At 43.2% G+C, this 11,844-nt stretch carries 9 protein-coding genes; 1 reads left to right on the top strand and 8 read right to left on the bottom strand.

Annotated features, from left to right (window positions below):
• Nucleotides 1-12: 12 nt before the first annotated feature.
• The 8 genes from NSS87_RS21285 to leuC form a co-directional block, all read right to left on the bottom strand.
• A complete protein-coding gene (locus NSS87_RS21285) occupies nucleotides 13-279 on the bottom strand; it encodes a hypothetical protein (protein ID WP_042129455.1) in 267 nt (88 codons plus the stop codon).
• A gap of 25 nt (nucleotides 280-304) precedes the next feature.
• The gene (gene nth, locus NSS87_RS21290; RefSeq protein WP_042190074.1) at nucleotides 305-985 is read right to left on the bottom strand and encodes an endonuclease III; all 681 of its coding nucleotides are present in this window, start codon (nucleotides 983-985) and stop codon (nucleotides 305-307) included.
• A 219-nt stretch (nucleotides 986-1,204) separates the two neighbouring features.
• Complete coding sequence (locus NSS87_RS21295; RefSeq protein ID WP_339242653.1) at nucleotides 1,205-3,937, bottom strand: S-layer homology domain-containing protein; 2,733 nt, start codon at nucleotides 3,935-3,937, stop codon at nucleotides 1,205-1,207.
• 87 nt (nucleotides 3,938-4,024) lie between these two features.
• Complete coding sequence (locus NSS87_RS21300; RefSeq protein WP_042190076.1) at nucleotides 4,025-4,684, bottom strand: GerMN domain-containing protein; 660 nt, start codon at nucleotides 4,682-4,684, stop codon at nucleotides 4,025-4,027.
• Nucleotides 4,685-4,798: 114 nt separating this feature from the next.
• Nucleotides 4,799-6,238, bottom strand: coding sequence for an N-acetylmuramoyl-L-alanine amidase family protein (locus NSS87_RS21305; RefSeq protein ID WP_339242656.1), 1,440 nt, complete (start codon nucleotides 6,236-6,238; stop codon nucleotides 4,799-4,801).
• A gap of 147 nt (nucleotides 6,239-6,385) precedes the next feature.
• Nucleotides 6,386-7,954: an N-acetylmuramoyl-L-alanine amidase family protein gene (locus NSS87_RS21310; protein ID WP_042190080.1), complete on the bottom strand. Its 1,569-nt coding sequence runs from the start codon at nucleotides 7,952-7,954 to the stop codon at nucleotides 6,386-6,388.
• A 186-nt stretch (nucleotides 7,955-8,140) separates the two neighbouring features.
• On the bottom strand, nucleotides 8,141-8,743 hold the full coding sequence (gene leuD / locus NSS87_RS21315) for a 3-isopropylmalate dehydratase small subunit (RefSeq protein ID WP_042190082.1): 603 nt from the start codon (nucleotides 8,741-8,743) through the stop codon (nucleotides 8,141-8,143).
• 29 nt (nucleotides 8,744-8,772) lie between these two features.
• On the bottom strand, nucleotides 8,773-10,197 hold the full coding sequence (gene leuC, locus NSS87_RS21320; protein ID WP_042190084.1) for a 3-isopropylmalate dehydratase large subunit: 1,425 nt from the start codon (nucleotides 10,195-10,197) through the stop codon (nucleotides 8,773-8,775).
• Nucleotides 10,198-10,454: 257 nt separating this feature from the next.
• Here leuC and NSS87_RS21325 point away from each other — a divergent pair, with 257 nt between their 5' ends.
• On the top strand, nucleotides 10,455-11,804 hold the full coding sequence (locus tag NSS87_RS21325; RefSeq protein ID WP_339242659.1) for an FAD-binding oxidoreductase: 1,350 nt from the start codon (nucleotides 10,455-10,457) through the stop codon (nucleotides 11,802-11,804).
• Nucleotides 11,805-11,844 lie beyond the last annotated feature (40 nt).

Here is an 11,844-nt window from a genome sequence, read left to right on the forward strand (position 1 = left end):
TCACTTCTAAATTTATGCAGTTTCCGAAACAGGCAAAAGAATTTCGAATACTTTTCCGTGTTGCAGAATAGTCAAACCACGAGATTTATCTCTCATTACAACAACCTCAGGTTTCACTGACATACGCTCAAAATAGTGTTCAGGAACGTCACCGGAATGACTGATCGTGATACCTTCTACTTCTTGCTCTTCGTTCTCTTCGAGTGGGCTTTCCACTACGCGATCAAAAATATCCGAGAACACTTCAAAATTATCTGTGTATACAGAAATGCATTTCATCTCTATCCCATCCTCTTCTTCAACTCTAACTTTTTGGCGTATGATCTTTAGCTTTCCTGACAACAGCTGTTTTCATACGTTTTTTGCCCTCTCGACATACATCAAGGAGCGGGCAAACTTGACATTTTGGGTTCTGTGCCTTGCAGTGATATCGTCCGAAAAAGATAAGCCGGTGATGAGTGATCGTCCATTCGTCACGTGGCACAGCCTTCATCAGCTTCTTTTCCACTTCCAGCACAGAATCTTTCCAGCCTGCTAATGCAAGTCGTTTAGCAACCCTCTCCACATGCGTGTCCACTGCAATGGCAGGAACTCCAAAAGCATTGGATACTACTACATTTGCAGTTTTACGACCTACACCGGGTAAAGTTACAAGCAAGTCATGAGCCTCAGGCACCTCGCCACCATACTGTTCTATGAGTATAGAGCATAGGCTTTGGATATGCTTAGCTTTGTTACGATATAGGCCGATGCGCCGGATATCCCCCTCCAACTCCTCCAGCGGTACAGAAATATAATCGATGGGGGCTTTGTACTTTTGGAACAGGTCCACGGTCACTTTGTTCACCGTTGCATCCGTACATTGGGCTGATAACAGTACCGCTATCGTTAATTCAAAAGCGTTACTGTGATTTAGCTCGCAATGAGCATCAGGGAACAAGTCTCCAATCGTATCCAAAATGTGGCGGACCTCTGCAACTTTCATAGTGTCCCCTCCACGGAGCGATTACGCTCATTAAAACTCACATGAGCGTGTCATCTCTAATGTAAAGAAATATAAGCAAAGTCTGTATTATAACGTATGGTTTCATACATTTCAAGAAAATACAACTCTTATACTTTCTTATATTTCAAAAAAAACGTCTTGACGCAGGCAAAGCTCCTGTGTCAAGACGGTGATTCACTCAGAAATCCACCATTGCTACTATTGTTTCACAATTTCAACCACGATATCATTATTGAAATACATTATAATATTATCATTTTCTTTCAGAGATTGCACGGACAATGTCGTATCTCCTTGATGAATATATACATTTGAAGCAAGAGTGAACTGATACTTATCGTTCAGATTAGCTCTCTTAGTCACCAATGAGTTCGTCGTACTGTCATAGCGAGAGAATGAACGAGTTAACTGTGGTAACACACGAATGACTGTCGCTCCATCCGTGTCTTTACGAATCTCCACTCTGTCCGCTGTTGTTAAGTTACTAAGAGCAGTTGTTGTGGCGCCATCACGTATGATTCTAACCCCACCGCTTACAGTAAAGTTTTGTGCTGCTCCAGCATACTCTTTTACCACCAAACTATTCGCTGCAGCATCGACTGAATTAATCTGACCCGTTGTAAGCTTAACTGTCTGAATAGCGAGTGGAGTGCTTCCATCAAAAGTCACATTAAGAAAATCTCCCGATTTCACAGCTGTAAGTTTTATACTTTCGCCTGCTTCATTTGTTAATGGAATAGCATAAGGATTAATTTCACTGGTCCCTCCACTCCATTTAATGCTCAAACGGTTGGTTCCAGAATTTACTGTTGCTGCTTCAACCTGAAGAACGGTCTTAACTTTCAGGACAGCGATTAAATCTTGACCAGCCGTTAACGAGGCTGTCACATAACTACCAACAGGAATATCCGTTACGGTTGGATTCGTTTTACCAAAGAGATCAATAAGCTGCGGCGAAGGCAGAGTCAAGCTCTGTCCGTCATTTAGCTTCAGAACTATAGTTCTTGCTGAAACATTGACAGCAGTAACGGTTCCTTCATACTTCGTAACAACTTCCAGAGACAATGCTCGTTGTCCGATTGCCTTTATATTCACCTTGCGATTCTCAGTCAATCTTGCACCAACACTAGTTAAGTTAGGCAATACACCTTCATAGGTGAGCTTTGTTTTTTCATCCAACTGAACGACATGGGCTTTTTTATCAGTGTCCATAACCGTTAGAAGCTGCGTTTTACTATTATAATCAATAACTGTCGCTCCACTAAACTGATCAATTTGGCGGCTTAACACTTCAATCTTTATGACTTGATCACTGCTGTTCAGCGTAAGCTGAACCTTGTCCCCACCGACTGTATCAGCTATAAGATCATCGGCCACAGGGCTATTCATGTTCGGTATAATAATTGCTGGCTTTGTAGCCAGTAGCTTAACTTCACGAGTTCCATCCGTTTTTTTATAAACAACTGTTGAATTAGTCAGTTCTGTAAGTACACCCTGAACGGTCCGTTCAATACCTTCTGTCACTTCTACAGTACGTATCACATTTTCTTTAACCGTATATTTAACAGCAGAACCTGTCTTCAATTCTGCAGGCTGCAACACGGATGCTTGATAAGTGAATAATGAAGTTCCATCTTCCCATTTAAAGGTTTCCACCGTACCAGCAGCATTTTTAAACGTAATGCTTTTCCCAGTAAGATCTATACTTTGAACGGTACCTGTTGTCGTTTTGTTAACTACCCCTGAAGTCACTTGAACCTTGACAACTTTATGTGAACCACTATAAGTTTCACGCTGTAACGTAACTATACTGTCTGCTACCAGCGAAGCAGGTTCAATTGAAGTCCCATTCGCATCTACAAAGGTAGTCGTTTCATCGTAGTAATATTCAGTGAACCCAGTAGCTGATTTCAGCCATAGCTTATTACCAGGTGCTACCATTGCGAAACTTCCGGAAAGGCTCTCCACTTGTTGTGTAGGGTCAGTCACTTCAACATAGGCTGCGTTATATGTCGCTCCAATTACAGTAACCTTTGTGTAAGGTTGGATATCACTTAGATTTATTCTACTTTCAGAAGCGCTTGTGTAATAAGCGGTGCTCGCTCCCAGGGTATATGTAGAAGTCTTTCCGTTATTATAAACGGATAGTTTCCCATCTGCTAATTGACTGATTGTTCCTGTGTAAGTGTTATCATACTCAAGTGTATTATGGGCTTCTGCCCGACTGAAAAAGGTCGCCAGCTGAGCACGGGTCACAGCCCCTTGTGGATCAAAGCGATTACCGTCAAGACCATTGGCTAGTTTTAGATCAACAGCAACGTTGATATACCCTCTTTTGTTCGCAGACACTTTAGAATCGTCTGCAAAGCCTGTCGGTTTGCTAGCTGCTACAGTTGCATCTGCACTTTTACCTAGTGCACGAATTAACAGTTCAGCAATCCATTCTCGGGATGCTTTACGTTCACCCCATGAAGTTTTCAAATTATCAGGAGACATTTCCGTAGTTTTGTCCAAAAGACCTTGCTGGAAAGCTAGAACAACATAATCTTTGTAATAATTTGAAACCTTAAAATCAGTAGGCAAGGCCACAGCTGAAGAAGTATCCACTTTATCCTGCAACTTCATAAAACGTAATGCCATAAGCACTGCTTCCTGCTGAGTTACAGAATCTCCCGGGCGAAATAAACCATTATTTCCAACCACAATTCCTTGTGATGCTAATTTATAAATATGCTTTTCAGCCCAGAAGCCTGTCTTCACATCGCTAAAAATTCCTACAGATTGTGTAGTGGTTGTTGCTGTTGTCGTAGCAGCTGTGTCTGCAAACACTGTGCTTGCGCCACTAAAAATCATGGTTCCAGCCATAACAGCCGATACTGCTTTCGTAGAATAAGCCTTCAATGGTCGTTTTGACCTTTTTTGCGCGGACAATAGATTATTCCCCTCTCTATGACTCAAATAAATAGTATAATTTAAAATTCGTCAGTTAGATGCTTTTATCCTTTGTTGTAATAACAATTAGCTATTATCTCTAGTCATAGGATGCATTAGGTCAACATGACCCATTAAGCTTTCAACCTTTTCACCATCCACCAAAACTTCGATGCTTTTTACTTCTTCAAATTGAAAATAGGTTTTGGCAAGTGATGAAATCGCTAAGGACTCCCCACCAGCACCCAGCTGTGCTTCATCCGGTTTATGAAGATCCATCACAATTTGACCATCAACAAACTTTAACGATTTCAGTTCAATTTTGCCCCATAATGATACAAGGTCAGTATTCTCGTTGCTTTGCAATGCTTTGAACGTCTCTGTATATTTCTGGGCATCGTCAGAGAAGCTAATGCTAGTCTTAGCAGGAATCAGATCCATAACTTGTGAATCCGTATAATATGCATCGATACTCTGGCTCTGTTTTTGCTTCTCATCTGCTACTGGCTTTGCAGTTGCCTGAGTTTCTGTGTTGCTATTATCTGCTGTCGGTTGCGGAGTGCTAGTCACTTCGTTTCCTGGTTCATCGCTTGGAGCCGGTGTACTTTCTCCCGCACCACTTACAACATTTGAAGTCTCTTGCTCCACACCATTTGCTGGAGCCGCAGTAGGCTTGTCTCCACAGCCAGCAATCACTAGCAGAAGCAGTGTAGCGATCCCAATTGTACTCCATTTTTGTTTCATCATTAATAAACGCCTCCTCTAGATGAATACGGGCAGACAGGTACCGCAAAACCACTTCTTGCCTTTTAAAATAAAAGCAGAAAGCTGACTTTGCGGCGCTCGTCTGCCACTGGTCTGTTATTTTATACCCAAATATTCCTTAATCCCACTCACTATTGAAGCCGCAACTTTGTTTTGAAGTGCATCTGTAAAGAGCAATGCTTCATCTTTTTTGTTGCTAAGGTATCCCACTTCAAGTAATACTGCAGGCATTTTCGTTTCACGGATAACATGGAAATTCCCATAACGTACACCGCGATCACTAAGCCCTGTAGCTTGAACAAGATATTTATGCATCACGTTCGCCAATGCTTTACTGGCTTCCCGTTGATAATACGTTTCTGTTCCACTAGCTGATGAGGAACCTGAGCTATTGGCGTGTACAGATATGAAGATATCAGCTTTTAAATTATTCGCCATAGCGGCTCTTTCTTTAAGCTCCAAGAAAGTATCATTACTTCGTGTTAACACGACGTCAATATTACTTTCTTTTTTCAGCAATTCAGCTGTCTTAAGTACGATGGCCAAATTAAAATTCTTCTCGTATTTACCTGTAACACCCACTGCTCCAGAATCTTTAGCACCATGCCCTGCATCTAATACTACTAGCTTTCTGCCATTATTTCCTGGTTGTGTAGTAGTATCATCAGTGCTTTCCGCATTTAGATCGATTACAACCAGCTTAGAATCGTCTCCAGTTACGCTAACGTTGTAATTCTTAGCATAGTTCAAATCGATTACAAAACGTACTGTATAAGGATTCGTGCTATAAAGGGAGTAACGTACTCCTGATACATCGGGATAATCTTTCACTTCCAAGCTACCGTTTAGGTCAGGATCAAGGATCTGTCCTGTGCCAAATAGGTCTGAGAAGGTGGCATTAGGTAAATCAACAACTAACCGATCCGGCCCAGTCATCACTGTCACTTTCGGTACTGAATTACCCTCCATGGCTATGCTCAAACGATTTTCGCTAAAGCTCACACCATTTACCATCGCTAAATTCTTAGAAGGATCTACCGGCGGTACAACCTCAGATCCACCATTTTCAGTATTTCCACCTGAACTGCCGTTATCATTTGAGGATCCTGGGGTAATAAGATACACACTCTTCTTCACGTTGTCCCACGAGACATTTAATCCGAACTGTTCACTAATGAACCGAATCGGTACAAGTGTCGTATTACTACGAAGGATAGGTGCTGTGGTAAGTGTTACTGTCTTGTCATCAACTGAGGCTATCTTTTGATTCACAACCAATTTGATGACTTTTCCTTGCTGTTCAATCGTTACCGTCTTGCTCTTCTGATCCCAACCCACGTTATATCCAAGGCTTTCAGAGATCAACCTTAACGGCACCATGATTGTATCATTCACATTCTCAACCGGGACATTTTGCCCTGCGGTCAGCTCCTTGCCGTCCAGAAAAATCTTGCTATTCCCGGCAGCAGCATGTCCGTTCTCAGGCAAAACAAATACTAAGAGCAACAAAAACAACATCAAACTGAATTTCTTCATTCTTCACCTCTAAATCTAGTATTCGCCTGTGAATGGCGATCGTGATGGCCTGTCTACGTCAACCTCAGACCTCTATTAGACGCTAATAATCTATAAAGGTTGCGAATATATTCCATAAAAATTGAGAAATCTCACCAACATTAAGCATTAAAGTCCTAGATATTCCTTAATACCGGCTACAATTTCTCTCGCTAATTTGTCTTGAAGCTGCTCACTATACATCCCTGATTCATTTCCTGAATTAGTAAGATACCCCACTTCTAGAAGTACTGCCGGCATACTGGTTTCTCTTGTAACATGCAGACTTTTCGTTCTTACTCCGTTGTCCTTGAATCCAGTACCTGCTATCAGATGTTTGTGCATGACCTGAGCAAGCGGCAGACTCCCACTACGCGAATAGTACGTTTCACTGCCATTTATTTTGTCTCTATTCGGATAACCCAGCTCTAGTGAATTCCCATGCACTGAAATAAATAGATTAGCCTTTGCTGCTTCTGCGATATTTACTCGATCCTGAAGACCCAACGTAATGTCTTCAGTCCTAGTAAATACGACGTCAACCAAAGCTTCCTGCATAAGTAGTGTTTGCACTTTACGGATAACTGCCAGATTGAAGTCTTTTTCCAGCTTACCCGTGAGACTGACTGCTCCTGATTGTGTCCCTCCATGACCCGCGTCGAGAACTACAACTGGCTTTCCTGTCATTCCACTACCACCTGAGGTGTTCCCTTCACTGCCTGTAACATTCAAATCCAGTGTCACCAGTCCAGTACTTTCATCCGTACTTAATTGATAAGGCTGGCTCCCGACCGTTTGAATCACGAACCTAACAGTAGAAGGACTTACACTGAACAACGCATACCGGATCTCAGAAACTAGAGGGTAACCAGTAACATCCAGCTTCCCTTGCGGACTTCCGTTTGTGGTAATACTCGGTAGACCTCCTACGAAATCAGGAGCAAAAGCTGCACCGGGAAAATCTACAACGATTCGATCTGGACTGCTCATTTTTGTGATGCTAGGTTTAGGGGCCCCAGAAACAGCGATGATTAATCGATTCTCAGTGAAGGCTGCCCCATTTACCAGCGGACCTGCTGCATTCACACCAGTGCTTCCTGGTACTGAGGATGATTGTGGTGTCGGTGAGGGCAAAACACTTCCAGTGCTTGTGCCATTATCCACGCCGGGTGTAGTAATCTGGGTTGGAGAAGGAGTACTTGTTGCTGTTGGACTAGTAACGGTTCCCTCAGGTGTAGCCACCGAAGCTTGTCCACCCGTCAAATAGACCGTTTTATCGCTATTATCCCAGCCAACCTTTAGACCGAACTGCTCACTTACGAAGCGAATCGGAACGAGAACTGTACCACCGCTTTGCTTGGGTGCTGCGTTTAAATCAAACGTTACTCCATCCGCATCAGCTGTTTTTTTTCCTACAGCCAGCTCAATGCTTTTTCCATCTTGGTGAACCGTTACTTTGCGGGCCTGCTGCTCCCACAATACCTCAAATCCAAGATTCTCCACTACCACTCTGACGGGAATCATAACGCTACCATTGACATTCTCAAGTTTAATTCCTTTTGGCAAAGCAAGCTCTTGATTGTCCATAATAATTCTGCCTGAGCTGCTACCAGCTGCGGCAGCTTCACGTCCAGTGAATGATAGTAATAATAATGGCAGCAACAATAGTAGCAACGTTCGATACCCAACTCTTCTCATTTTCCCGCTCCTTCTGCAAGTAATAGATCTAGATAAGTATTAAGACGACAGAAATCACCAAATGTTTCCTTTATCACCAATCAATATTTCGATTATAGCAAAAAAACTTCTATTTCCGACACCCGGAAATAGAAGTTTTGCGTAATTTTTGTAAAAGTTAAGAATGAAACCAGTTATATCCTATTATTAAGAGAATAACTTAGCCGCATGACGCTCTTCATACGCAGCAATTTCATCTGCATGCTGAAGGGTTAATCCGATATCATCCAGACCTTGCAGCAAGAACTGACGACGGTGCTCATCCAGATCAAAGCTGATGCTCAGTCCAAATTCATCGTGAAGTGTATTGCTCTCAAGATCCACGGTCAACTGGTAGCCATCATGCTCGGCTGTCCGATTAAATAGCTCATCCACTTGCTCTTCCGAAAGCTTGATCGGCAAAATGCCATTCTTAAAGCAGTTGTTGTAGAAGATATCTGCATAAGAAGGTGCAATAACAACTCTGAACCCATAATCCATAATCGCCCAAGGTGCATGTTCCCGTGAGGAACCACAGCCAAAGTTAGCACGTGAGATCAAGACAGAAGCACCTTTATAGCGTGGCTTATTCATTTCAAAGGCAGCGTTATCGTTACCAGCTTCATCAAAACGCCATTCGTAGAACAAAAATTGTCCAAATCCTGTCCGTTCAATCCGTTTCAGGAACTGCTTTGGGATAATAGCATCCGTATCTACATTCACCCGATCTACTGGTGCAACAATTCCTGTTAATTTTTTAAAAGCATCCATAGTTTTATCCTCCCGTGTTCTCTCTAGTTCTATGAGCTGACAGCTTCCGTCTTATAGTTCCAATCACGTACATCAGTGAAACGGCCTTTTATCGCAGCTGCAGCAGCCATAGCTGGGGATACAAGATGCGTGCGTCCACCGCGACCTTGACGTCCTTCAAAGTTACGGTTCGAGGTAGATGCACAGCGTTGCCCCGGTTGCAGTACATCAGGGTTCATCGCAAGACACATGCTGCATCCCGCTTCGCGCCATTCAAAGCCCGCGTCAGTAAAGACTTTATCAAGCCCTTCCTTCTCAGCCTGCATTTTAACACGACCAGATCCAGGAACAACAATGGCAGTAACCTTATCAGAGACTTTATGGCCTTTTGCTACCACGGCTGCGGCTCTCAAATCTTCGATCCGTCCGTTAGTACAAGAACCGATAAATACATAATCAATTGGAATTTCAGAAATAGGAGTTCCAGGAGTCAAATCCATATATTCAAGCGCTTTTTCAGCAGCTTTGCGTTCATTTTCAGTGGTAAAGTCAGCCGGATTTGGCACGCTAGAGTTGATATCAGTACCCATGCCCGGGCTAGTACCCCAAGTCACTTGTGGAATCAATGTCTCCACATCGAATTCAACTACCGTATCATACTGAGCACCTTCGTCACTAACAAGACTCTTCCATCCTTCAACAGCAGCGTCGTATGCTTCGCCTTGCGGCACATATTGACGTCCACGCAGATAGTTAAAAGTAGTTTCGTCAGGAGCGATCAAACCTGCTCTTGCTCCGCCTTCGATCGACATGTTGCAGACGGTCATACGTTCTTCCATCGACAGCTCACGAATAGCTTCACCTGTGTATTCAATTACATAACCTGTTGCAAAATCAGTACCATACTTAGCAATAACACCAAGGATCATATCCTTTGCTGTTACACCAGGATTGCGTTTACCTGTGAAACGAACTTCCATAGTCTTAGCTTTGGATTGCTGCAAACATTGGGTAGCCATTACATGTTCAACTTCACTAGTACCGATACCAAAAGCCAGCGCACCAAATGCTCCATGTGTGGAGGTATGGCTGTCACCGCAAACGATAGTTTTACCAGGGTGCGTCAAACCGATCTCAGGTCCCATTACGTGTACAACGCCTTGATCGATATCATTCAGGTCGAACAATCTAACTCCAAAATCAGCACAGTTTTTAGAAAGTGTATCAATTTGCTGCTTGGAAATTGGATCCTTAATGTTAAAACGATCCTTGGTAGGAACGTTGTGGTCCATTGTAGCGAAAGTCAGCTCAGGACGGCGGACCTTGCGGTTACTGAGGCGAAGTCCTTCGAAAGCTTGTGGAGAAGTTACTTCATGAACCAAATGCAGATCGATATAAATAATGCTAGGTTTACCTTCCTCTTGATGAATAACATGATTATCCCAAATCTTTTCAAACATTGTCTTGTTGCTCATAATTTCACCTCATTAATAGAATCGTTCATTGGAAGAGAGCGTGGAGTCTCTCTTGAATGATCTAAATATAACATCACCATCTTTATAATTCCAAGATATGATATCTATAGAAGTGATAGGTTTAACCTATAAATTGAAGATGATTTTTTTGCTGAGACCCTAGTCAGCCCACTCCTTAGACGAATGCCCTTCATACTATATCGGGTCCTGGTTGTTGAAATGCAGTGCATTTGTTAGCGCAGAAGGAGTTGGAACAATTGAGGTCAGGAACGAGACTTACCGGGCGAGTTATTTTCAAAGGTGATCAAGGGTATGAAACGGCACGTAAAAATTGGGATCCGCATACTGACAAATTCCCGAAAGTGTTTGTTTTCGCACAAAAAACACAAGATGTAGCGAACGCCATAAAATGGGCTAACGAGAATAAAGTCCCCATCCGTGCAAGAAGCGGTAGACATTCTCTGGAGGTTAATCTTTCACAGGTCACCGGAGGAATCGTCATCGATGTAAGTGAAATGAAGAAAATCAAACTAAATAAAAAATCAGGAACTGTTGTTGTGGGTACCGGAAATACTGTGGGGAGAATTGCACACACGCTTGCTGGGCAAGGATATATGGCTCCATTCGGCGATAGCCCTACGGTTGGAATCGGAGGCATCACCCTAGGCGGGGGTATCGGGCCGCTCCAGCGAACCGTGGGCCTTGTTAGTGATAATCTAATCGAACTCGAAATGGTTGATGCCAAAGGGAAAATTATTCGTGCCAATAAGAATAGTAACTCTGATCTCCTCTGGGCTTCCCGCGGAGGTGGCGGGGGGAATTTCGGAGTTTACACCAGTTACAAATTCAAAGTACGTCCTGCTCCAGCTTCGGCTACCGTTTTTCGTATCACCTGGCCTTGGGATCAGTTCGAGAAGGTATTCAAAGCTTGGCAACTCTGGGCTCCTTGCGTTAATACCAAACTGGGCAGTGAATTATCCATTGGTCCGAAAAAAGGCGGTAATGTCACTATGACGGGGCTGTTCCTCGGATCAAAGGCAGAGGCTTCCCGCCTCTTAAAGCCCGTTACGAGCGTTGGAACGCCTACGAATCAAATCATCCGCTCTTTGCCCTATACAAAAGTAGTGAGTTTTATGTTAGTGCCTGATCCAGTGCTAACTCAAAGAGTCAGCAACCAGTTCTCCAGCGGTTTCGTAAGAAAACCCTTCCCGGACAAGGCAATTAAGTCCATGCGTGAATTCTTAGAGAAAGTGGAGGGAGAATTCGCAGGTTTCTTTTTCCTCAACTGGGGTGGAGCTGTGAGCCGTAAGTCACCCAAATCTACAGCCTTTTACTGGCGTAAAGCGAAATTCTATGTTGAGTGGAATAGCTCATGGATCAAGAAATCGGAAGCTGCCAGAAATATATTCGTAGTACGAAATACACGCCGGAAGCTGCAGCCATTTATCGTGGGGAGCTACATCAACGTTCCAGACCAGGGAATTAAAAATTCCGGACCAGTATATTATGGAGCGAACTATCCTAGATTACGGAGAGTCAAAGCTAAATATGACCCGGGAAATATATTTAACAACCCTCAAAGCATCTCTCCAGCCCGCAAAGTATAGTAAGACGTAATAGCGTAGCATCGAAATTAGACCGGCAAAC

It is taken from the genome of Paenibacillus sp. FSL F4-0243, from assembly GCF_037963295.1.
In the GTDB taxonomy this organism is placed as follows: domain Bacteria; phylum Bacillota; class Bacilli; order Paenibacillales; family Paenibacillaceae; genus Paenibacillus_AQ.